Consider the following 21,666-nt stretch of genomic DNA (forward strand, 5'->3'; position numbering starts at 1 on the left):
GAGCGGGGCCGGAAAGCTTGCGGCTTTTCTTTTAACTTACGATTGCAGATTCTGCAGGAATAAGGTAGCGTTCAAGAAGCGCCTGGCCAGCGATTGAAAATAGGTGGTTTGTACGGAAACCATGGCAATAAAGATCGTATTGCTCACGGCTTCCTTTTGTTCTTCGCTTAGCCCATCAAGCGAGTCCGTGAAATCGTCCGCCCTTTGCTTAATAAGCTGTTCCAGCATATGATCGTGGTTGCGTCTGCCGATGTCATGTCCGGAGAGATCCAATACCTGATCGTTGTTCTGATCCATTTCCTCAAAGATTGAGGAATACAAAGCATATAATTGGAGCGGGCTGATCAAATCGTCGGAGTCTTCATCCGGGCTTTGAAACAGCAGCGTCAACAGCTTGCGGATGGATTCGAAATCCAGAGTCGCTTTCAAATCATCAATAATGAACAGAACGGCGGTTTGCTTGATCGAATACTTTTTTCCTACCTGCGGAGAACCGATTAAATCTTTAAAATCCCGTTTCACCCAATTTTGTACCGTGGTGATAGAAAAATGAGTATATTCGATCTGATTGCCCAGCGAAACGATTTCCGTCAGAGAAAATCCGTCATTTTGAACTTTTGTTTTGATGATTTTTTCAAAAATCGGGGGGAGTGACGTGGAAATAAAGGCGCCGAACGATTTGCCGCCTTGAATTTCGGCCCTATGCGATTTGACCCATGCTTCCTGCAGGACGGCCAGAGGCGTCTTGCAGCTTATTCCTTGCAATGACATTAAGAGAGCGGCCATTTGTTTTCTCGTCAAATAGAACAGTTCCATCGGATTTCTTCCTTCTCGATTTTGAAGTTCATATGAACTCATCATATGATTATTTCGTAAAAAAGTCAAAGCCCCCAAGAAGAAAAGAATACCACATGCACAGGTGTCAATTAAGCATAAATTGCTTTAATTTAAGCAAAAATGATCAAATACGGACTTTGCAGTTTTCTTACGAAAAGGTCTATGATAAGTTCATAAGAACTTTATATGTTGGTGTTCATAAATCACAAAATCCTAATAAATAAGGAGAATCAGATGTACGCCTTAAATTTGTTTATGGTCGCAGTGCTCATTGTGGCTACGGCATTTTTTGTAGCTACGGAATTCGCCATCGTTAAACTCCGGCCCAGCCGGGTAGATCAGATGGTGATGGAGGGCCGCAAAAATGCGCTTGCTGTGAAACAGGTCACCAGCAATCTGGACGGCTATTTGTCCGCCTGTCAGCTGGGGATTACCATTACAGCTTTAGGACTGGGCTGGTTAGGAGAGCCGACAGTGGAGGAAATACTCCATCCGGTGTTTGAGCGGTTCCAGCTGCCGGGTGAGCTTGTCACTATTCTTTCTTTCGGAATTGCCTTCATATCCATCACTTATCTTCATGTGGTGCTCGGTGAGCTAGCCCCGAAATCGGTAGCCATTCAGAAGGCCGAATGGATTAGCATCATCACGGCAAAACCGATTATTTTCTTTTATAAAGTAATGTATCCGTTTATCTGGGTTTTAAATGGCTCGGCGAACGCATTGGTAAGACTTTTTGGTATGCGGCCCGCTAAAGAGCATGAGGAAGCACATACGGAAGAAGAACTGCGCATCATTTTGGCCGAAAGCTACACGAGCGGCAATATCAATATGACCGAGTACGGTTATGTGAACCGGATCTTTGCTTTTGATGAGCTGCTGGCCAAAGAAATTATGGTTCCCCGGACGGATATGGTATGTCTGTATCTAAACAACACGCCGGAAGAGAACCTCCGCATCATTAAAGAAGAAAAATACACCCGTTTTCCGGTAGTCAAAGAAAGCAAGGACCACGTGGTCGGGATGATCAACACAAAAGAATATTTTCTGCGTCGAGATGACGAACCTGGAATCGAGCTATCCGAACTGATTCATCCGGTGATGACGGTCTCGGAAGTGATGCCGGTCAAAACACTTTTGAAAAAGATGCAGCAGGAGCGCGCGCATATCGCCATCCTGGTAGACGAATTCGGCGGCACATCCGGCATGGTCACCATCGAAGACGTATTGGAGGAAATCGTCGGGGAGATCCGGGACGAGTTCGATGCAGAAGAGCAGTTGGAAGTGGAGAAGCTTGGCGAAGGCCACCTGATCGTAGACGGCAAGGTGACATTGACTCACCTGAACGATCTACTGAATACGGATATTACCAGCGAAGAACTGGATACGATCGGCGGTTGGTTATACCGGCAAAATCCGGATTTGGAAAAAGGCCGGGAGTGGAAATACGAGAATCTGACCTTTATCATTCGTGAAAAAGAAGAGCACCGGATTCGTAAATTGGAGGTTGTGAAGCACGGGCCGCAGGATGCGGAGGCAGATCCCAACGAAGGCCGTGAAGAACCGGTAAACATGTAAAGAAAGCTTTGGGCGAGAGGAGAAATCCAACCTTGTCCAAAGCTTTTTTATTCCATAGGTGCGGTGCTTTGCTTTGCTTTGTCGGACGGTTCTCTTGTTCCGTATGTTTAATAACTCCTTATGGCCACTATCCCCTCGGCTCAGATGATATTTCCGCCAGCCCAATTGCCGAATCGAAATGGATGGATTATCGACCTAATAGACGTACGGGGTGTGAATAGGAGGGAACTGCAGACGTGCTGCTCTCGAATCAAGAGTTTTCAACACCAAAGATACGACGTATCAACCCTGAGTTGGAAGGATGATCAGCATATAAGATGTACAAGATGCGGCAGCAGCATAGCTTCAGCCAAATATTATGTGCAAGGTGCCGGCAGCAGCATAGCTTCAGCCAAATTTGATTTCATGTCTGTCATTGCACACGAAGAATCCGGATTCACCGAATGAGAAATAATATAGCTATGGGGTTAATGGGTTGGTTCCAGTACGAGCCTTTGTGAAAAGTGCGGCAGACGTAAAGGATAAAGTTCATCTGGTTACGGTACCCTTTAACATCGAATAGGTAACTTTCTCTGATTTGGCGCATAGGTGCGTCAGGTGGTGGAATATCGGCGTTCTTTGAAGGGAGAGATTCAGACGATAACAAAATTCGTCCAGATAAGCTTGAAGATGTTTGGAGCCAAGTCCATGAAAGGTGGAGTTGATCCATTTGCTAGCCGCGGCGGAGACGCGCAGCAGCCGTTGGAAGCGTTTGTGACTCCAGCGGCTTGTGACGGTTTGGACATCTTTTGTCCGAGGTTCTATATGCTGTTCAATAAAATTCTGTTCAGCGGAACGAAGGATCAGCCGCTCCCTTCTGTATTCCTCGGAGACAAGCTTCATTTTGATGCAGATAGGCTCTCCTTGCTCGTCCATCGATGCGCCGATCAGCAGCGGATGTTCTTGTGGATGGTGATACCAGCTGGGATTGTGAGGTCGTCCGTAAACGGATCCGTTAACCCGAACGATGCCTGATAGAAGGGAGCGGCCATCGGCCTCACTGATGACATGACGGATCTTTCTTAGGATTAACCAGGCTGTTTTGTAAGTAACACCGATCACACGGCTTAGCTCGACGGCATTCGTGCCGGACTCGGTCTGTGAGATAAGAAAGAAGGCCATAAACCATTTGCGCAGATGAGTGCGGCTTCCTTCCATAATCGTTCCCGAGGTAAGAGATGATTGGTAGTGACAATGGAGGCACTCATAGAGCGGCAGCCTGCGGGTGACGATTGTAGAGGCAAGGTGATGTCCACAGCGGGCGCAGGAGAACCCGTTGGGCCACTTGAATTGATACAAGGCATCGGCGCAAGCCTCCTCCGTATTGAAATATTGACAAAATTCTTCCCAAGTCATGGCCCTATACTCCAAACGAAACCCACCCTTAACAGAAACGTATGTTCGTAATATAATATTACCAAACATATGTTCTGATTTCAAGTGTGAATTTTGCCGTTTCGATCCGAAATGTCATTTGAATACCATACTGAGCTTTGGGGATAGTGGCTATAAGCGTTCAAAAGGGACCACATATTTCCCAAAAAAGTTGACAATAAGACTGAGAACAATTATCATTAATAACATAGATGATATTGAGAATCATTATCATAAAACAACTTTGGTATACATAGAACAGCTAAGTTCATCCCCTAAAACTATTTGGTAAAGGAGAACGTTAACATGGCATCGATTTTGGTCGTAGGAGCCGATCATTTGGGCAATATGCCCGAGCATTTGGCCGGTCTTGGGTTTGATGAAGTCATGCATATGTCGGGTCGCAAGTGTCAAATGGTACGAAAGGGCATACCGGACAAGGTTGATGCAGTGCTGGTGCTCACCGATTACGTCAATCATAATTTGACAAAAGCGATTAAACAGCAGGCTAAAGAGCAGGAAGTGCCGATCTATTATGCCAAGCGGTCGTGGTGTTCGGTCAAAAAAGCATTGTGTGCATGTGCGGATACCTGCGAATGGTTGAATGACAGGAAGGACGTGCTTTCGTAAACATCCGGAATATACTCCGCTGGTGAAAGCGGCGGAGGATAGGAAGAGAAACGGAGACTTTCCCGTCTGGGGAGTCTTTTTTTGCCTTTGGTGATAAAACTTTCTATGATTCTCGGGCTCTAAACCTAGTATGATAGAGGAAGAGGATGAGGAGGATAGCACCCGAGGAGGTTTTTTTATGAAGAAATTTATCATGGGACTGGTTTGCGGGGCCGCTCTGGCTACTTCTGCTACCATTAACGCATCCAGTGAAATTCAGGCGCTGCTGTTTCCTGTCAAATTTCAATTTAACGGCGCGAGCAAGGAATTAGGCTCCCGTTTCTCTGCATTGAACTATGAAGGACATACGTATGTGCCGCTTAGGTTCGTAGCTGAAAATCTCGGCGCAGGGGCTGTCTATGATGCGAAAGCAGGTATGGTTTCTGTTGTTTCGGAGCCGAAGGACGCGGATGAAGCACAGCATAAAATCTGGGCGGTCAAGTATCGCCTGGAACGCGGAATGGATCAAAAAGAAGTAAAAGCGGTGCTTGGCGATCCGTCTTTTATGACTTTGATCGAAAGCTCGAAGCAGAGTGTGGCGTTATGATTTTGGAGCTCAAGCGGACTACCTGTACGGAGGATTGAACGCCGATGTAGAGGGAATACGCCGGGGGGACCTCGAAGCACAGCTGTTTATCAATTGGAATTCCAGCGGTCAAGTCGACCGGTATGAACTGTGGAGCATTGCTGTATCCGGCAACGGAACCGGCAGCGTGTCAAGCTATATCGTTTATCCTGACGGCTCTATTGGAGGCTCAGCGGCAGACTAAATAGTTTCCCCTGAAAAAGTCAGGGTGTTTTGAGCATAATTAAAAGGAATTCAGCACCTCAAAATGGAAATTGTTATTGTCGAGATAACAAAGTTCCACACCCCGAGGGAAGAATTCCTTTGCTATAGGAGTTCAACAGAAGCCCTCGGGAATCCTTCCAAGAGGTGAAGAAAATGTTGAAACTTCGAGACGAGCAATTGACCATCTGGGATGCCATTCTCCCGGAATCTGTTAGAAAGTTGCCGGTCGAGCTTGCAATCATAGATCAATTACTGGACGACGACCGTTTTCTTCAACCGTTTACTGAGTTGCACCCGAAAGGCAAGAAAAGCGGCCGTCCTACGCTTGCAATTGAAAAGTACATCCGTCTTATGGTCCTGAAGCATAAATACAATTTGGGCTACGAGTCACTCGTGAAGGAAGTCGGTGACAGCATCACATGGCGAATGTTCTGCCGGTTTGCCATCGACGAACCGATGCCCGACCCGTCTACGCTCATCTATGCCCGCAAACGCTACGGCGACAAGATCGTCGAAGACATCAATGCCGCACTCGTAAAGCAGTGTGAGGAAAAAGCCGTTCTGAAAACCCGCAAATTGCGCACGGATACGACGGTTGTGGAATCCGATATCCATCACCCGACAGACGCTACGCTGTTGCAAGATGGCGTAAAAGTCATCACTCGAACGATTCAGAAAATCCGGAAAGTCGCCTCCCACACTGTTCAAGGCTTTGAAGATCGTACGGCAGAAATCAAGGAAAAGATTCTGTCCATCGCGAAAGTTCTACGTCGCCGCACCCGTGAATCTTGGGAAGAAGTTGACCGGATCACTGGGAGCGTAATCGAAGTAGCCGAGAACGTTGTGAACAAGGCGCAAACCGTTATCGAGAAACTGCAAGACAAGGGCAAAGCTGCTCTTCGACAAAGTAAAACCAAACTGACCGAGGCGGTCACGCTAACCGGCAAGTTGTTGGAACAAGCCAAACAGGTCGTTTCCGGCAATCGAATCATCGCAGATCGGATCGTCAGTTTCTTTGACCCGGAAGCAAGACCGATTAAGAAAGGTAAGCTGGCCAAAGGAACTGAGTTCGGCTACAAGGTGCGAATCGACGAGACGGAAAGCGGCTTTGTGACCGGCTACGCTGTCTACGAGGGGAACCCCTCGGATGATGAACTGCTCGTTCCCGCTGTACAGGCGCATATCAAGCAATTCGGCAAAGCGCCGCAAGCTGTAGCGACCGACCGCGGTTTCTCAAGCAAGAAGAACGAAACGGCCATTACCGAACTTGGTGTGAAGCGAGCTAGCTTGCCGCGAAAGGGCAAAAAAGGCATTGCCCGATCCGAGTACGAAAACGAATTATGGTTCAAAGACTTGCAGCGTTACCGTGCAGCTGGAGAAGCGAAGATTAGTCTTCTCAAGCGGAAGTACGGTTTGAACCGCAGCAGGTATCGGGGCTTTGTCGGCTCAAAATGCTGGGTCGGCTTCGGGATTCTGACCCACAACCTGCAAAGAGCGGCAAAAATGCTCCAAAACTAACATGGAAACCGATCATTAGGGAAAGTTCCCCCTCACAACCCAGCCAGCAACCCGAAACTATTTTTGAAAATCGACTTTTTCAGGAGCAACTAAATAAACAGCCGGTATCCCTTCAAGGAGCCGGCCATTGTTTTATGAATTCCGGATATCGAAAATTTGGATATTCTGTGTATATTAAGTTCAAACCGCAACTTGTAAGCGCTTTTTTCGTATAAAAAGGTATTATTTTCTTTTTTTAGAAATGTAGGTGATGAGTTGAACTCCATATTTTTTCCCAAACCTCTTTTTATTGCCGTCGTTGTAACGCTAACTTTGTTTCTTATAGTCATTGGAGTAGGGTTCAGGAAGGACAGTACCCGAATCATGCATGCGGTCAGCTGGGATCGGGTCAAGGCTTATCAGTATGAAAAAACGCCCGGGCTTAAAAGGGCAGAGGAACTGGGTTTGACCAGAAGCTATCAGATTGAGATGCCTGTACCTGAAACGGACCTGATTTTATCCATTTACGAGGTTTGGTACAACAAAGAACACGTTTATTTTTTCTACAGCTTTGAGCGGACTAAAGGAAGCTTCGCCAAACATTTGAAGGACCGTGAAGCGCCTGTTTTGTCGTTTCGGGCGTTTTTACCCGACAGCACGGAGGATACCGATACCGCTGGCAATGCGTCTTACCCTTTGAACTGGCCATCATGGGAAGGAGCGCAGCATCAAGGGAAGTTCCATCAAAGGCTGGCGGTGGCCCCCTTTATTGAAGAGGATCAGGTTCTCGTATCCAGAATTGAGGAGATTGTGCTGAAGCAAGTCTTGGTTCAGTGGGGAGACCATACGTACCCGCTTGAAGATATACGGCTGCCGTTGCATATTGACCTTACCACCGGGCAGAACGAGACGGTACCGCTCTGGCATAGTGAATGAATTTGCTGAATGTGTATAACTTCCCCAAGCCCTGGAAAGGATAAATGCGATTTATCTCAGGACAATACCAAAAGGGGTTGGCCCACATGCCTTATGCCGACATCAACGGAACCAGGCTGTACTACCAGGTCAAAGGACAGGGTGTGCCTATTCTGTTCTTGCATCCGCCCTTGATGACGGGACTCACGTTTGCTTATCAACAACATCAGCTTGCGGATCAATTTTAGGTGATCACTTTCGACATCCGCGGCCACGGCAAAAGCCCTTATTCCAGGCAGTCCGTTACATACTCGCTTATAGCCGAGGATATACGGCAGCTGATGGATGAATTGGGGATTCCAAAAGCGCACCTTTGCGGATACTCCACCGGCGGTTCGATAGCGCTGGAGGCGATGCTGAACTACCCTGATCGCTTCCTTGGAGCCATTCTTGTCAGTACTATGTCAGAGGTTAGCACCCCTGTTCTCAAAATGCAAATTTGGCTGGCCTCCGCTCTTACGGCGGCAAGAGCTAAACGTTTGCTTGCGGCCGCCATTTCAGCCGGCAATGCCGACAGCCTGCAAACGTATAAACAGCTGTACGGATCCTCCATGCAAGGGGATATCCGGAACATGTATCAATATTACCGCTTCAGTGCGAAATACAATTGCACGAAACGCCTGAAAGAGGTCCGCGCACCCATCCTGCTCTTATTCGGGCAAAAGGACAAGAGATTCAAGCGTTATGTCCGCATTCTCCATAGGCAATTGCCGGTGAGCTCGCTTTATATGCTGGAAAATGCCAGGCATCAGCTCCCGACGAAAGAAGCGCAGCGCATGAATGACATCATTCGTACATGGGTTGCGCGCCAGCAGGAAGAAGCCAGCCAAAGCCGTGCTCTCTTCCCGGACGGGGGACTGCCGCACTTGGCAGAAGAGATGATGACGGTAACTGAACCGGAGGAAACACATATTTAGCCAAACGAGCGCGCTATGTGACTCTTCCTGTGGAATAAATGGCCATCGGACCGTTCGGAGACTGCCGAATGGTCTTTTTAGCTTTTCGTCCGTTTTTTCCTGAGTCCTCTTACCAAAATCGACTTCATAAGCTACAATACTTTGTACAAGCCCTTGTCAAGGAAGCTGCGAAGGCGAGGAGGTTAACAAGACGGTTATGAACCGACATCGCATAATCGAAGAGGCAAGAAGTTATGTAAAAAAAGAATTGGAGCGCGACAGCAGCGGCCACGACTGGTGGCATATCGTAAGGGTAGCTGGAACGGCCAAGCGGCTTGCCGCTTTGGAACAGGCGGATGTCTTTATCTGTGAGCTGTCAGCACTGCTGCATGATATTGCTGATGAGAAGCTGAATCCGGACAAGGAAGCGGGGCTTAGCAAGGTTGAGCAGTGGCTGGAAGAAGCCGGGGTGGATGTCCGTCATCGTCAACATGTGATGGAAATTATCTCCACGATGTCCTTCAGGGGAGGCCGTGGTCAGCCGATGTCCACGCTGGAAGGACGCATTGTTCAGGATGCCGACCGGCTCGATGCCATCGGCGCGATCGGGATTGCGAGGACGTTCGCCTACGCCGGATGGAAAGGTCATGCCTTGCATCACCCGGAGCTTCCTCCGCGGGAGCATATGACCAAAGAGCAGTACAGGAACGAACCAGGAACCGCAATCAACCATTTTCATGAAAAGCTGCTGAAGCTGAAATCGTTGATGAACACAGAGGCCGCACGCGCGTTGGCGGAAGAAAGGCACAGCTTCATGAATCTGTTTTTGGAGCGATTCGATCAGGAATGGTACCTGGGAGACGATGTATCTTCCCGGTTTTCGCCGTCCGTACAAGCTGGGGATTGGAGCGGATATAGGACACATGTGGTTTTCGGACCGTCAGCACGCGGGACGGTGAAGCTGGCGCTCCGCAGCCGCCCGCAGGAGTCGGTCATCAGCCTGGATGATGATTTGATGCATGGACCTCTGGAAGGCGTTGGAGGACCGTCACGTTTGGCATGGTGGAAGCAGTTTCTGAATGAAGAAGATCGAGCTGATATGATCCCGGCACTGCTCAAACATTTCATGTTGTGGCAGGGATGGCCGCGCCAGATCAAAGGCTCCGTCGTTTTGTGGGCGGGAAACTCGGCGACCGAGCAAATAGGGCTTCGCTATGCGCTGGCCGCTTTGCCTGAGGATATCCCCGTATCCGTCATCGATGTCACTTCCGAGCTGCATCGGCTCTACCCCGACAGGGATTATCGCAGCGCAGCTCAGGCTTCACCGGGTCAGCTGGCCGGGCTGGCGGACAACGCCGTCTCTTTATCCGGCCGGGATAGAGCGGATCTGATCGAGGATTGGAACTGGCTTGTCGCCGACGGAGGGCTGCTTCGCATCGTGGAGAATGGATCGGTACGTACTGTGGACGAGGGTTACTTTGATGCGCTGATCTTGGAAACTGCGCACCGGCTCCTTTCGAACAGAGACAGCGAGCTGAAAGCGGCCCGTCTGGTCGGTGAAATCATCGGCGTCTTGGATCAGCCCGTATCCGACACGTACATCGAATACCGCCTGCGGAAGCTGTTGGACCAGGGGCAGCTGGAGTATACCGGCTCTTTGCAAGCGATGAGGTATTACAGCGTAAAGCTGGCCACGTAACGGCATGCTGCAAGCCTTCCGGCCGGATGTACCGGAAGGCTTATTCCAAACGGAAGACGGATACCCGTATGTGAATCAGCCGGCTATCGCGCGGCCCGATTATTTCGGCGGTTGATCTCCGGAGGTCTTCTCATTGTTTCCGTTGAACAGGGTTTCCGTCAAAACCTTCAATTTATCCATCAGCTTGCCGTAGCCGAAGCCGACCAAAAAAGCGATGCCGATTTTCGCTTCCATCGAGGTGCCGGTTTGCAGCAGCATGATGCCGCTTTGGAACAGCACGATCGTCATTACCGCCGCTCCCGCGCATTTAATCGGCCTCAGCAAATACCATAAAATCCAACGATCCGATATTTGATCATAAAACGCGTGAAACAGTCTCATGGCGTACAGGGTGCCCCCGATCGCTCCGGCAAGCGCGTAGTATACGTATTCTTCCACCGCCCGCAGCTCGACGCCGAGCCAGTGGACGATTGCGCCGCTTTTTATCATTCCGCCCATCCAGAAGCTCCCCATAAACCAAACCAGCATATACAGAAGCAGGCCAAGCTTGAACCATTGATCTCTGGGAAACATCTTATCGCCCTCCCGCATAGATGTATATCAGCTTATTCCCAAATAAGCGAAAAGGTGCAGGCCGTTGTACATAGGCATTATTTTAAGCGTTATCCCATAGATCTAGAGAACTACAAGAGAGTAAAGTCAAGTTTTAACCATTATTTTATGTTTTTTTTTGCAGGAATTGCTCAGGTATTTGTGGAAGAGTAGGTAGCGCTCACTCTCATAAATTGCCTATTTTCGTTCTTATTTTACAAAAGGGATGTTGATTATTATGCTGGACAGTCAAAGTAACGAAGAAGCGGGAGGCTTGGGAAAAAGCGTAAAAAGGGAGAGGGACCAAAAACCGTCCAAGGCGCAATATATCATGGCATCCAAGCAAAGAAGCCGGGAGGCTCGCCTCAACCCTGACACCATTCCCGTTTTTAAAGAAAAGTTGTCGACGTCCGAGCTGAACCGCAAATTGAGCGAGTATGAGAACGTGCTGGCCGTCGTTCGATTCTTTGTGAAGAAACTGCTGCTGTCTTCCAAAGGAAATCCGATTTTAATCGTCATATCCGATGAAACGGGAGTCATTCTGGACATGGATGGGGATGAGACGATTAAACAGACGGTCAATCAGCTCGGGATTCAAATCGGTGTTCGGTTTACCGAGGAATCATGCGGGACGAATGTGATTAATCTGAGCCTCAAAGAACGCCACCCGGTAGAACTGATCGGCCAAGATCATTACCACACTTATTTTTTCACCCACGCTTGCTATGCGGTTCCTTTTCATTATAGAGATCGCAATGACCTGCTCGGAACGATCTCCATCATGACCTCGATTGATCTGGCCAACCCTTTTTATTTGACTCTGCTTGATTTGGCTGTCGATTCGATTGAACGCGAGCTGCTTCTGATTAAGCAGAACCAAAGGCTGAACATGTTGAACCAAATCATGATCAATTCCACCCGCAACGGCATCATCATGACGGACAAAGAAGGCACCATTGTGGAAATGAACGAAATCGCCGAACAATTAACGGGCTTAAGGAAAGGCTTGAACCGACATCAAGTTGTGCGTATGTTCAGTCCTATGGGACAATACATATCGGATGTTATCGAAAAAGGAAGCAAATACGAGAACATTCAGCTCATCCTCGAAAGAAACAGGACCAAATCGAAATTTGTCTGCTTGTTTGATGCGATCCCGATATATGACGAACATTACCAGATTATCGGAGCCATCGGCCAGTTCAGAGATGTGACAAGGCTATACGAAGCCGAAGAAAAATATAATCATTTGGCTTATCACGATGACTTGACGGGATTGCCGAACCGCAGAAATTTTTACAAGCAGCTTGGTGAAATGTTTGAGACGGCCAGACACAACGACAGCCGGTTCGCTGTCCTGTATATTGATCTCGACCGGTTCAAAATGGTCAATGATACGTTTGGCCATCAAAACGGAGATATGCTGTTGTGCGAAGCCGCCGACCGTCTGAAGAACGGACTCCGCACCGGCAGCTTCCTCTCTCGGATGGGCGGAGACGAATTTACGATTATCGTACCGCTAGGCTCCGAACCGGAGGCGGCCGTCCTTACGGCAAAGACCATCTTATGCAACTTTGAACGCAGCTTTATGATCCAGGGGCAGGAATTCCATATTTCTGCGAGCGTCGGCATTGCTTATTACCCGGATGACGGACAAGATGCGGAAACCTTAATGATTCACGCCGATACGGCTCTTTATAAAGCCAAGGAAGCAGGACGAAATACGTATGTGCTGTACGCACCTTCTATGGACCAGTCGTCCCATGAGAGATTGGCGCTGGAGAATGCATTGCGCAAAGCAGTGGAGAGGGAGGAATGGGTTCTTCACTACCAGCCGCAAATCGATATGAATACCGGCCAAATCGTCGGCGTGGAAGCGCTGATTCGTTGGAAGCATCCCGTGTATAAGCTGATTCCCCCAAGCGAATTTATACCTCTGGCCGAAGAAACGGGGTTGATTGTTCCGATCGGCGAGTGGGTCTTAAAGGAAGCTTGTTTGCAAAACAAGCGCTGGCAGGATTCGGGCTTTCCTAAGATACGGATCGCCGTCAACTTATCGACAGCACAATTTATGAAGAAAAATTTGTACAAAACAGTAGAAAAAGTACTTGAGGAAACCGGACTGGAGCCGCAGTATTTGGAACTGGAAATCACCGAAACGATGACCATGGATGTGGAAAAAGCGAGTGCGATATTGGATGAGCTAAGCGGGCTCGGCATCCAAATCAGCATCGACGATTTCGGTACGGGCTACAGCTCCCTGAATTATTTGAAGCAATTTTCGATCCACCGCCTGAAAATTGACAAATCTTTCATCAGGGATATCATAAGCGATGAGAGCAATGCGAGGATCGTAGGGGCCATTATTGCCATGGCCCATCACTTGGGCTTGCATGTGATCGCCGAGGGTGTCGAGACGCGGGAGCAGATGTCTTTTTTGAAAGAGCAGAAGTGTGATGAGATCCAGGGCTATTATTACAGTCCTCCCCTGCCTGCTGAGGAATTGAAGACAAAATACTTTAAAAGCGTCACAGTCTGATATAGGAAGGTGTAACCATGCGATTGTCGCAAGTATTGGCGAACAATGTGAAGGAATGGGGGATCAATCACGTATTTGGCATACCCGGAAAATCCATTTCCCCCTTGATGCTCGATTTTGACAGCGCGGGTGTGGAATTCGTACTGACCCGACACGAAGCGGGAGCGGGCTTTGCAGCGGCGGGCTACGCGTTGGGCAACAAAAAACTGGGAGTGGCCATAGGAACGTCCGGGCCGGGAGGGACCAATCTGCTGACTGCGGCCGGCCAAGCGAAGGCTTATAACCTGCCGCTGCTGATTATTACAGGTCAGCCTTCGGCCGCGGAATCGGGCAAAGCATTAGGACAGGATTCCAGCAGCTTCGGTACCGACTTGGTCAAGATGTTTGAACCGGTTACGCTGTTCAGTGCCAGAATCGAACGGCCGGACCTCGTCCCCCTTTATGTTCAACATGCTCTAGAGAAAGCCAAAACCGGCGTTAAAGGACCGGTGCACCTTTGCATTCCTTTTGATGTTCTGATGGCGCAGGTCGAGCCGTTCACGATTCATCTGCCCGATCATATTCCTCAGATGATCTCGGCTAATGTGGAAGAAGCCATCCCGCTGCTGAATGCCGCCAAAAGGCCTGTGCTGTTCATCGGCAAAGGCGTGATGGCTGCGGAAGCCTACGATGAAATCCGCATATTGGCCGAACACTGGAACATCCCGGTCATTATGACACCCGGCGGCAAAGGGGCCTTTCCTACAAATCATCCGCTCAGCCTTGGAAATTTTGGGCTTGGAGGTACGATACAGGCAAACGACTACATGAAATCAGGCGTTGATCTGTTAATTGCGGTAGGGACGAAGCTGAGCGATATGACCTTGTCCGGGTTTACGCCCCAAATGATGCCGAAGCAGGTTATTCATTTTGATTATGACGTGACCTTTGTATCCAAAGCGCTTCCGGTTCCAACCTGCGTCATTCTCGGGGACGCCAAGACGAATCTGGCCAGGCTGATTGATCTGGCTGCTGCAGAGGTACAGGTCTATGAAGCGGCCGCGACAGCGGAGCTGGATGTGCTGCCCAAGGAATTGGGGGAGACACACGTTCTCTCTGCGGAAACGGCGATTCTGGCCCTTCGCTCTTCTTTGCCGGACGATGCGATTATATTCGGAGATGACGGCAGTCATACCTTCTACGCGATTCGCCATTATGATATTCGCATCCCGGGCACATTTTATTTCGACGATGTCTTCGGCGCCATGGGTCACGCCATCGGCTACGCCGTCGGAGCCAAAGCGGCTCTGCCGGATCGTACGATCGTGTGCCTGACCGGGGACGGGTGCGCCATGATGCACGGAATGGAAATTGCCACTGCCGTTAACCACCGGCTCCCGGTCGTGTTTGTTGTCATGAATAACGGTAGACTGGACATGGTCGACAAAGGTATGTCCTATAATACCGGACGCAGTGTAGGCGCGGTATACGAAACGCCTCTGGATGCCGCCATGTTCGCCCGTTCCTTAGGGGCAACGGGCATATGCTGCCGAACCGCCCAGGAGATCCGGGATGCCGTAAGAACAGCGCTGCATTCGCATGGTCCTACCGTCATTGAGATCATAGTTGACCCCAATGAAATCCCGCCCATTTTAACCAGACTGTTAACCTTGGAATAACCTTGGCAAGAATCTTTTTACGGTTGAAAGGAGTATGATTATGGCAGACGAAAGGTATGAGCAAGGGTTGGAGGTTTTAAAAGAAATGACGGGGGGAAAGGAGTTCCCTCCGTTAGAGGCGATTCATAGCTTCTATCCGGGATTCGCTGAATTTATCGTCAGCAACGGCTTTGCGGATATTTACAGCCGTCCCGGACTGGATATCAAGCAGCGCGAGCTCATTACCCTGTCTTCGTTGATCACGCAAGGGGCCGTGGATCAGCTCGACTTTCATATTCACGCCGCTCTGAATGTGGGACTCAGTCCTAAGGAAATAGTGGAATTGGTCCTGCACTGCTCGGCATACGCGGGCTTTCCCAAAGCGATAGCCGCATTGGGCGTAGTGATGCGTATTTTCAAAGAAAGAGAAGTTCAAATCTAAAACCTCCCCAAGCAGTGCCTGCGGGAGGCTCGAGCCGGAGGACGCTCGAAGAAGCGTCCTCTTTATTGTTGTCAGGACTGCAGCAAGGGTAACGTAATCGTCATGGTGGTTCCCGCATATTTATCCGAGGTAATGTCAATCGTTCCCCCGTGATTCTCAATAATCCGATAGCTGACCGACAGCCCCAGCCCCAGCCCGTTTTCTTTGGTAGTGAAAAAAGGATTCAGAATTTGGCCAAGCTCGTCCTCATCCAGGCCGATGCCGTTATCCTCGATCCGGATTTTCACATAATTCAAATCGGATTCCAACGAAACCAGAATCATCCCTTTCTCATCAACGGCTTCTAACGCATTCTGCAGGATATTAATCAGCACTTGCTTGATTTGGAGAGGATCGGCATGCAGCATAATGGGGTTGTTCTCGTGGAGAAATTGTGCAGAAACATTCTTGATAATAAATTGGCTTTCCATAAAAAGCAGTGTTTCTTGAACCAGCTCCTGGATGTTGAATAGCTTACGGTCGGGAAAGCTTGGCTTGGCCATCAACACAAACTGGGAAACCAGCTTGTCCAACTGCAGCAGCTCATTATAAACGATTTCAATATATTTTTTTCCTTGGTGGCCGGGTTTTCACTGGTTTTGAGTATTTTGATAAAGCCGATTATGGAAGTCAACGGATTGCGGATTTCATGTGCCAGACCGGCAGCCAGCTTGCCGATCACGGAGAACTTCTCTGCCGTGATGACCTGCCGCTCCAACAGGAAGCGCTCCGTGATGTCACGAAACTGGGCGTAGGCGCCGATGACCCTGTTTTTATCGTCGTAGATCGCATAGCTGTCAAACTGGCATACGATGCCTCCGTTTTGAATATTACCAAAGGTTAATTCCACGTTCTCGTAAGATTGGCCGTATTCGAGCACTTTGTACATGTATTTTCCGAACGGTTGTATGTCAAATATAGAGCTTCCGATCAGGTCCTGTTTTTTGCAATTGGCAATTTGCTCGGCAAAGGGATTGCATTCGGAAACTCTTCCGTAAGGATCGGTGATAATGATTCCGTGCCGCATATTTTTAATGAGAATCCGGTTCAACAGATCGAGCTTTTGGTTGTTTCTTGAAAGCAGAAGCTCTCGTTCAATGGAGTCCACGATATTGGAAAGCAGGGCGATAAAAACCGGGTTTTGGTGGTCGATTGTCGTCAGCAGGGATATGGTGCCCGACAAATGATGGCTTCTGGTGAAGTGAAACGGGACGCTGTAGCAAGCCAAATGATGCAAAGCCTCGTGATAATGCTCTTGACCGACCAGAGAAACGGGTGATCGTTCCGTCAAGGCCATATGGACCGAATTGGTTCCCATGGATTCTTCCGTGTACTGGATGCCTTTGACGATTCCAAGGTCGGTTACGGTCTTCTTGATTAATTGATCGCCGTACATCTCCAATATATAACCACTTTCATCCGTAAGGACCAACAAAAGAGGCGTGTTGTTCAGCAGATGCATGATTCGACCGGCAAACAAGCTCATGACGGATAGGAGTTCGTCAAACCTGATCCTTCTGTTTGCAGCTCGGCCGGCGTCAATTTGCCGGAAGGCTTTGGAATCATGACGGGGTTCAATCCGAAGGTTTGGCATCTTTTTTTGGATGCCGATATACGTTCCGAAAGGTTAATCATAAGTTACCCTGGCTCCTAAAATTTGGAATTCTTTACAGATTGGAATCAACTCTTACATGATATATCAGGGAGTCTAAAAATGTTGTCTATTATTGTCGGCTGTATAACTTTTTTTGCTCCGCACCAAGGTCCATTTTTATGCTGCTAACAGCCTATAAAAGGGAATATCGGCATGCGAAAATGTTACTTGCTTCGGTAATATTTGAACGCTTGCTCCGCCTAGAGGCATGGTACCGTCCTATAAGGCGGTTTTCTTTATGTGGAAAAAATTTGGTGCCGCGGTGAGAAAAGGTTATACTGTAGAGAAAACAACTTTAATGATGGAGGATGCTCTATGGTTCCTACAAAAGAACAGTTGGAGAAGTACGCGGCGCTGGCTGTGCATGTGGGTGTGAACGTGCAGAAAGGGCAGACGCTGGTTGTGAACGCACCGCTTCAAGCGGTCGAACTGGTAAGGCTCATTGCCGTCAAAGCTTATGAAGCCGGAGCCAAACATGTGCATGTAGAGTGGAACGACGAGCAGCTCGCGCATATCAAATATAAGCTGGCTCCTGTGGAGGCTTTTCAGGAATATCCGATGTGGAAGGCTCAGGGATTGACGGAGATGGCGGAGAACGGAGCGGCGTTCCTTTCGATTTATTCACCCAGCCCGGATCTGATGAAGGATGTGGATCCCGACCGGATCTCAGCCGCCACGAAAACGAATGCTTCGGCCTTGAAAACGTACAAAAGTTATATCATGGCGCATAAGGTTGCGTGGTCGCTCATCTCGATCGCTACCGATCAATGGGCGCAAAAGGTATTTCCGGATCTGCCTACGGATGCCGCTGTGGAAGCGTTGTGGAACCGCATATTTGAGGCGACCCGTGTGAATTTGGAGGATCCGATCGAGGCGTGGAAAAAGCACAATGCGCACCTGGCACAAACCGTCGAGCTGTTAAATAACAAACGGTATAAGCAGTTGATCTACGAAGCGCCGGGCACGAATCTGACCGTCGATCTGCCGGAGAAACATGTATGGCTGGGGGGAGCCAAAGAGAATGCCAAGGGCGTTTGGTTCAACCCCAATATGCCGACGGAGGAAGTGTTTACCATGCCTCATAAGGATGGCGTAAACGGGGTGGTGCGCAGCACTAAGCCGCTGAATTACGCCGGACAAATCATCGACGGATTTTCCCTTACTTTTAAAGACGGCAAGGTCGTGGATTTTTCGGCCGAAACGGGTTACGATGCGCTAAAACGGCTTCTGGACACGGACGACGGAGCAGGCCGTTTGGGTGAAATTGCGCTGGTGCCGCATCAATCGCCCATCTTGAATGCCAATCTGATTTTCTATAATACGTTGTTTGATGAGAATGCCTCCAGCCATTTGGCTTTAGGGCAAGCCTACCAGGTGAATCTTCAAGGAGGCACCGGGATGTCCGAAAAGGAGCTCTCAGACAACGGCGCCAACACCAGCTTAGTCCATGTGGATTTTATGATCGGTTCCGGGGATATGAATGTAGACGGATTGACCCCGGACGGCCGCCGGGAACCCCTGATCCGAAACGGGAATTGGGCAGTGTAGGTTTAGCCCGCCGTTGATCAACCGCAAATGAAAAGGACGAAGCAAAGCCGCATGCGCTTCGCTTTCGTCCTTTGGTTAAGGGATATCCCTTATTACAGGATATGAGCTTGTTTCTTTTTTGATGAATAGCATTTGCGGCAGACCGGCAGATAGCTTTCGTTGCCGCCGATTTGAATTTGTTCGCCCTCGAATACCGGACGCCCGTCCTCAAGGCGCATATTCATGGTTGCCTTCCTGTCGCAGTACCAGCAGACCGTCTTGATCTCCTCAATTTTATCCGCCCACGCGAGCAAATGATAGCTGCCCTCGAACAGCTGGGCCATGAAATCCGCCCGAAGCCCGTAAGCAATTACGGGAATGCCCAGCGTATCGGTAATTTCCGTTAACTGGAGCACCTGCTGCTTGTTCAGAAACTGCGCTTCGTCAATCAGGATGCATTTGGGTCTTTCTTTGGCTGCCAGTGCCACCATGTCGAGTTGATCGTCAATCACAATCCCTTCTTTGCGCATGCCGATGCGGGAAGCTACGGTGCCCACGCCATCGCGGTAATCCACCGCTGGAGTAAAAAGCAGCACTTTCTTTCCCTGTTCCTCGTAATTATGCGCTACACGCAGCACTTCAATCGATTTTCCGCTGTTCATGGTCCCGTATCGAAAATATAGCTTGGCCACGTTGAACGCTCGTCCTCTCCACAAAAAATAACGAAGACTTATCATAGCACAAGATGACAGAGAGGTACAGGGCGACTCATAGAATTGTACGCGGGCATGGACGGGCACTTCGAAACCAATGCGGGGAAGGAAGGTTGGGAGCGGCCCGTGAGGCGGACCGCGATCTGATGGGTTCCACTTGCGATTTTTTTTCAGTACGGAGGCGCCGGCCTGCGCCCGCATGGGCGTTTGACCGGTGGTAAGGGGTTATTTCCGCTTGATGCGTTTGTGAATGCGACAGGAGCATACTTTGCTCAGGAGATAAGGGGTCGATGTCATCGTAACCGCATGGCCAAAGAAGCGCAGCGACTGTACAATCCGCGGTACATCCTGGTTGACCATTCTTTTGAGCAGCTCAATGGCGGCCCGGTATTTTTTGTAATCATAGTCTCCGGTTTTATTGTCGTAAAAAGCATGCGGCAGTTCTTCCGGCGTCAAATAGGCGAACACTCGGCCGTCCACTTCCGCAATAAACGAAAGCGGCGACTCCGCGTATCCCTGCTTTATCCATTCCTCCCGCGTCATTCGATACACCAGAATCGTAAAGATATCTTCGTATAATTTCCCCTTATACTTAAAGCGAAAATGCAGCTCATACTCGGAATCGCGATCCTGTCTTCTTGCACCGACAACGCAGTAATTTCTCCACCATGTGGGAAAACGCAGGGTAAATCCGTATCGGTCGTTACGGTATACGAATTGGTTCGGCTTCCTCACGTCTTACCGATCTCCTTTCGCTCTCTCCTTCCTTATACTTTATTCACAAGAAAGGCTGCTTATGGCTTGAACCAAATGTTTTTGAACTGCACCCAATCCAGAGAATCGAGCGCAATGCCCTGGACGGAGGAGTGGTAGAGCGTTTTGAGCCTTTTAAAATAAAGAAAGCAAAGCATTTGCCTGGCGGTCAAATGAGATTCGATGGCCTGCAGCCATTCAGCGCGCCGCCAAGCGGCCGGCTCCCGGAGAATCTTATCGGTCAATTTGGCGACATGCGCTTTGACGGAGGGCTCGAGATGTCGCTGCATGCTTTTGTATAAATCGATGATCCTCAGTTCCGCATCGTTGTCGAGCATGATGGAAAAAAGCAGCAGATCGGCGTGCAGCCGCTGCTCGCTCTTGAACTCCTGAGCCGTCAGGAGGTTGATTTCCACAGCAAATCCTGCCTCCCGCAGCAGTGCCTGGACATGCAGAGCGTCCCGTTCGTAATTGGTGATTGTGCACAGAGTAAGCGGCTGCCCTGCGTAGCCCGAGCGCTTGACCAGCATCCTCAGCTTTTCAGGAGAGTAAGGAACCGGTTCCGCATCGTGCGGAAGACCGTTCCGGTGCCGGATAAAGCTGTCCCCCGCGAAAATGGCGTCGCCGCCGAGCCTCTCGAGCAGCCTTCCGCGATGAAGGGCGGAACACACGAGGCCGCGCAATTCCGGATCGTTCATCGGTCCTTGTTTCAATAGATTGAAGGTGAGAAAGCGGCACGTTGTACCCTGCTGCTGCACCTGTTCCCACCGATGTTCCGCCTCGTCCGCCAGCCTGTAGTTATGAATGATCTGGAAGCTCTCCAGTGTCCGATCGCGATCCTGCTTCTCCATATCCGGGATATGCCATAGCTCGACACGGTCCAGATGCGCCTCGGCCGTATAGTGAATCGTGGCCGGATCCAGCGATTGCAGCGGCTGCGCAAGCGGAAAGCGAAGCGTATCCAGCCGCCGGCTGCCCTTGACCTCGCTGCGGTGACCGAAGTAGCTGTTCAGCCAATGATGAAAGCTGTCTTTGAACGTATCGGGTAAGGTCGATACGTTGATTTGCGCCAGTGCGCCCCGCAGATCCTTGCGCTCCACGAGCTCTTTGGCGGCGGAAAGAATCATATCGTCCGCATTCTGAATAAACAAGAGCCGGGAGCGGCGGCCGCGTCCCCGTTCGGCGGTCCAGGTCAGCCAACCCTCATCCTGCATTTTTCTCAGCAGCAGCTGGACGTTGCGGTGTGTGCAATCGAGCTGAACCGCCAGCTCGTCCAAGGTAACAAAAAACTCCTGATGTTCGGTGATATGCGGATATTGACGGCGAAGACGGATGTAGTGGCCCGATAATTTCATAACCGGCTTTCCTCCCGTAAAATACAAATCCAATATGATAAAATACGAAATTTTCAATTTAAAAG

Annotated in this window: 22 protein-coding genes; 13 read left to right on the plus strand and 9 right to left on the minus strand. The window is 49.6% G+C overall.

What is annotated here, in order from left to right:
* Nucleotides 1–36 precede the first annotated feature (36 nt).
* Complete coding sequence (locus EXW96_RS22330) at nucleotides 37–816, minus strand: DUF1836 domain-containing protein (RefSeq protein WP_174351441.1); 780 nt, start codon at nucleotides 814–816, stop codon at nucleotides 37–39.
* A 255-nt stretch (nucleotides 817–1,071) separates the two neighbouring features.
* Between EXW96_RS22330 and EXW96_RS22335 the strand changes: the two genes are divergently transcribed.
* Nucleotides 1,072–2,412, plus strand: coding sequence for a hemolysin family protein (locus EXW96_RS22335; protein ID WP_174351442.1), 1,341 nt, complete (start codon nucleotides 1,072–1,074; stop codon nucleotides 2,410–2,412).
* A gap of 528 nt (nucleotides 2,413–2,940) precedes the next feature.
* Here the strand turns inward: EXW96_RS22335 and EXW96_RS22340 are convergent.
* Nucleotides 2,941–3,807, minus strand: coding sequence for a transposase (locus EXW96_RS22340; protein ID WP_174351443.1), 867 nt, complete (start codon nucleotides 3,805–3,807; stop codon nucleotides 2,941–2,943).
* A 324-nt stretch (nucleotides 3,808–4,131) separates the two neighbouring features.
* Between EXW96_RS22340 and EXW96_RS22345 the strand changes: the two genes are divergently transcribed.
* From EXW96_RS22345 to EXW96_RS22375, 8 genes are all read left to right on the plus strand, one after another.
* The gene (locus tag EXW96_RS22345; RefSeq protein ID WP_054820151.1) at nucleotides 4,132–4,455 is read left to right on the plus strand and encodes a DUF2325 domain-containing protein; all 324 of its coding nucleotides are present in this window, start codon (nucleotides 4,132–4,134) and stop codon (nucleotides 4,453–4,455) included.
* A gap of 178 nt (nucleotides 4,456–4,633) precedes the next feature.
* Nucleotides 4,634–5,041 (plus strand): stalk domain-containing protein, encoded by a 408-nt coding sequence (locus EXW96_RS27840; protein ID WP_254611508.1) that lies wholly within the window; start codon nucleotides 4,634–4,636, stop codon nucleotides 5,039–5,041.
* A complete protein-coding gene (locus tag EXW96_RS27845; RefSeq protein WP_254611509.1) occupies nucleotides 5,028–5,264 on the plus strand; it encodes a hypothetical protein in 237 nt (78 codons plus the stop codon). The genes EXW96_RS27840 and EXW96_RS27845 overlap by 14 nt, the downstream gene beginning before the upstream one ends.
* A gap of 173 nt (nucleotides 5,265–5,437) precedes the next feature.
* A complete protein-coding gene (locus EXW96_RS22355) occupies nucleotides 5,438–6,802 on the plus strand; it encodes an ISNCY family transposase (protein ID WP_074730239.1) in 1,365 nt (454 codons plus the stop codon).
* A gap of 255 nt (nucleotides 6,803–7,057) precedes the next feature.
* Nucleotides 7,058–7,717, plus strand: coding sequence for a hypothetical protein (locus EXW96_RS22360; protein ID WP_174351444.1), 660 nt, complete (start codon nucleotides 7,058–7,060; stop codon nucleotides 7,715–7,717).
* A gap of 86 nt (nucleotides 7,718–7,803) precedes the next feature.
* A complete protein-coding gene (locus EXW96_RS22365; RefSeq protein WP_174351445.1) occupies nucleotides 7,804–7,944 on the plus strand; it encodes a hypothetical protein in 141 nt (46 codons plus the stop codon).
* Nucleotides 7,945–8,673 carry an alpha/beta fold hydrolase gene (locus tag EXW96_RS22370; RefSeq protein WP_174351446.1) on the plus strand — a complete coding sequence of 243 codons (729 nt, stop codon included), beginning with the start codon at nucleotides 7,945–7,947 and terminating at the stop codon, nucleotides 8,671–8,673.
* Nucleotides 8,674–8,869: 196 nt separating this feature from the next.
* On the plus strand, nucleotides 8,870–10,351 hold the full coding sequence (locus EXW96_RS22375; RefSeq protein WP_174351447.1) for a DUF3658 domain-containing protein: 1,482 nt from the start codon (nucleotides 8,870–8,872) through the stop codon (nucleotides 10,349–10,351).
* A 99-nt stretch (nucleotides 10,352–10,450) separates the two neighbouring features.
* Here the strand turns inward: EXW96_RS22375 and EXW96_RS22380 are convergent, their stop codons facing one another.
* Nucleotides 10,451–10,924 carry a hypothetical protein gene (locus EXW96_RS22380; protein WP_174351448.1) on the minus strand — a complete coding sequence of 158 codons (474 nt, stop codon included), beginning with the start codon at nucleotides 10,922–10,924 and terminating at the stop codon, nucleotides 10,451–10,453.
* A gap of 256 nt (nucleotides 10,925–11,180) precedes the next feature.
* On the opposite strand from EXW96_RS22380, the gene EXW96_RS22385 reads away from it, so the two are divergent.
* The 3 genes from EXW96_RS22385 to EXW96_RS22395 are packed head-to-tail and all read left to right on the plus strand — an operon-like array spanning nucleotide 11,181 to nucleotide 15,560.
* Complete coding sequence (locus tag EXW96_RS22385; RefSeq protein WP_082660947.1) at nucleotides 11,181–13,481, plus strand: putative bifunctional diguanylate cyclase/phosphodiesterase; 2,301 nt, start codon at nucleotides 11,181–11,183, stop codon at nucleotides 13,479–13,481.
* Between the two features lie 17 nt (nucleotides 13,482–13,498).
* The gene (locus EXW96_RS22390) at nucleotides 13,499–15,139 is read left to right on the plus strand and encodes a thiamine pyrophosphate-binding protein (protein WP_137670776.1); all 1,641 of its coding nucleotides are present in this window, start codon (nucleotides 13,499–13,501) and stop codon (nucleotides 15,137–15,139) included.
* Between the two features lie 40 nt (nucleotides 15,140–15,179).
* Nucleotides 15,180–15,560 (plus strand): carboxymuconolactone decarboxylase family protein, encoded by a 381-nt coding sequence (locus EXW96_RS22395; protein WP_235594216.1) that lies wholly within the window; start codon nucleotides 15,180–15,182, stop codon nucleotides 15,558–15,560.
* A 71-nt stretch (nucleotides 15,561–15,631) separates the two neighbouring features.
* Here EXW96_RS22395 and EXW96_RS22400 read toward each other — a convergent pair whose 3' ends face one another.
* Genes EXW96_RS22400 through EXW96_RS22410 form a run of 3 tightly spaced genes read right to left on the minus strand, consistent with a single transcriptional unit; the run spans nucleotide 15,632 to nucleotide 17,234 of the window.
* Nucleotides 15,632–16,132, minus strand: coding sequence for a sensor histidine kinase (locus EXW96_RS22400; protein ID WP_174351449.1), 501 nt, complete (start codon nucleotides 16,130–16,132; stop codon nucleotides 15,632–15,634).
* Nucleotides 16,102–17,085, minus strand: a complete 984-nt coding sequence (locus EXW96_RS22405) for a histidine kinase dimerization/phospho-acceptor domain-containing protein (protein WP_174351450.1) — start codon at nucleotides 17,083–17,085, stop codon at nucleotides 16,102–16,104. The genes EXW96_RS22400 and EXW96_RS22405 overlap by 31 nt, the downstream gene beginning before the upstream one ends.
* Nucleotides 17,082–17,234: a hypothetical protein gene (locus EXW96_RS22410; protein ID WP_174351451.1), complete on the minus strand. Its 153-nt coding sequence runs from the start codon at nucleotides 17,232–17,234 to the stop codon at nucleotides 17,082–17,084. Before EXW96_RS22410 ends, EXW96_RS22405 begins: the two co-directional genes overlap by 4 nt.
* 334 nt (nucleotides 17,235–17,568) lie before the next feature.
* On the opposite strand from EXW96_RS22410, the gene EXW96_RS22415 reads away from it, so the two are divergent.
* Nucleotides 17,569–18,801 (plus strand): aminopeptidase, encoded by a 1,233-nt coding sequence (locus tag EXW96_RS22415; RefSeq protein WP_174351452.1) that lies wholly within the window; start codon nucleotides 17,569–17,571, stop codon nucleotides 18,799–18,801.
* 92 nt (nucleotides 18,802–18,893) lie between these two features.
* Here the strand turns inward: EXW96_RS22415 and EXW96_RS22420 are convergent, their stop codons facing one another.
* The 3 genes from EXW96_RS22420 to EXW96_RS22430 all read right to left on the minus strand — a co-directional run bounded on the left by EXW96_RS22420 (nucleotide 18,894) and on the right by EXW96_RS22430 (nucleotide 21,601).
* Nucleotides 18,894–19,472 carry a thymidine kinase gene (locus EXW96_RS22420; protein WP_062410671.1) on the minus strand — a complete coding sequence of 193 codons (579 nt, stop codon included), beginning with the start codon at nucleotides 19,470–19,472 and terminating at the stop codon, nucleotides 18,894–18,896.
* A 246-nt stretch (nucleotides 19,473–19,718) separates the two neighbouring features.
* Nucleotides 19,719–20,228, minus strand: coding sequence for a hypothetical protein (locus tag EXW96_RS22425; RefSeq protein ID WP_062410672.1), 510 nt, complete (start codon nucleotides 20,226–20,228; stop codon nucleotides 19,719–19,721).
* Nucleotides 20,229–20,287: 59 nt separating this feature from the next.
* The gene (locus tag EXW96_RS22430) at nucleotides 20,288–21,601 is read right to left on the minus strand and encodes an SgrR family transcriptional regulator (protein WP_174351453.1); all 1,314 of its coding nucleotides are present in this window, start codon (nucleotides 21,599–21,601) and stop codon (nucleotides 20,288–20,290) included.
* Between the last annotated feature and the right edge of the window lie 65 nt (nucleotides 21,602–21,666).

It is taken from the genome of Paenibacillus sp. JMULE4 (assembly GCF_013337105.1).
Taxonomy (GTDB): domain Bacteria; phylum Bacillota; class Bacilli; order Paenibacillales; family NBRC-103111; genus Paenibacillus_G; species Paenibacillus_G naphthalenovorans.

Bases quoted from the DNA above. Each gene is read 5' to 3' on its own strand.
- EXW96_RS22380 (WP_174351448.1), bottom strand. From the start codon at position 10,924: ATGTTTCCCAGAGATCAATGGTTCAAGCTTGGCCTGCTTCTGTATATG.
- EXW96_RS22430 (WP_174351453.1), bottom strand. From the start codon at position 21,601: ATGAAATTATCGGGCCACTACATCCGTCTTCGCCGTCAATATCCGCAT.
- EXW96_RS22355 (WP_074730239.1), top strand. From the start codon at position 5,438: ATGTTGAAACTTCGAGACGAGCAATTGACCATCTGGGATGCCATTCTC.
- EXW96_RS22345 (WP_054820151.1), top strand. From the start codon at position 4,132: ATGGCATCGATTTTGGTCGTAGGAGCCGATCATTTGGGCAATATGCCC.
- EXW96_RS22340 (WP_174351443.1), bottom strand. From the start codon at position 3,807: ATGACTTGGGAAGAATTTTGTCAATATTTCAATACGGAGGAGGCTTGC.
- EXW96_RS27840 (WP_254611508.1), top strand. From the start codon at position 4,634: ATGAAGAAATTTATCATGGGACTGGTTTGCGGGGCCGCTCTGGCTACT.
- EXW96_RS22330 (WP_174351441.1), bottom strand. From the start codon at position 816: ATGGAACTGTTCTATTTGACGAGAAAACAAATGGCCGCTCTCTTAATG.
- EXW96_RS22365 (WP_174351445.1), top strand. From the start codon at position 7,804: ATGCCTTATGCCGACATCAACGGAACCAGGCTGTACTACCAGGTCAAA.
- EXW96_RS22410 (WP_174351451.1), bottom strand. From the start codon at position 17,234: ATGATTAACCTTTCGGAACGTATATCGGCATCCAAAAAAAGATGCCAA.
- EXW96_RS22385 (WP_082660947.1), top strand. From the start codon at position 11,181: ATGCTGGACAGTCAAAGTAACGAAGAAGCGGGAGGCTTGGGAAAAAGC.
- EXW96_RS22375 (WP_174351447.1), top strand. From the start codon at position 8,870: ATGAACCGACATCGCATAATCGAAGAGGCAAGAAGTTATGTAAAAAAA.
- EXW96_RS22390 (WP_137670776.1), top strand. From the start codon at position 13,499: ATGCGATTGTCGCAAGTATTGGCGAACAATGTGAAGGAATGGGGGATC.
- EXW96_RS22405 (WP_174351450.1), bottom strand. From the start codon at position 17,085: ATGAGCTTGTTTGCCGGTCGAATCATGCATCTGCTGAACAACACGCCT.
- EXW96_RS22415 (WP_174351452.1), top strand. From the start codon at position 17,569: ATGGTTCCTACAAAAGAACAGTTGGAGAAGTACGCGGCGCTGGCTGTG.
- EXW96_RS22395 (WP_235594216.1), top strand. From the start codon at position 15,180: ATGGCAGACGAAAGGTATGAGCAAGGGTTGGAGGTTTTAAAAGAAATG.
- EXW96_RS22335 (WP_174351442.1), top strand. From the start codon at position 1,072: ATGTACGCCTTAAATTTGTTTATGGTCGCAGTGCTCATTGTGGCTACG.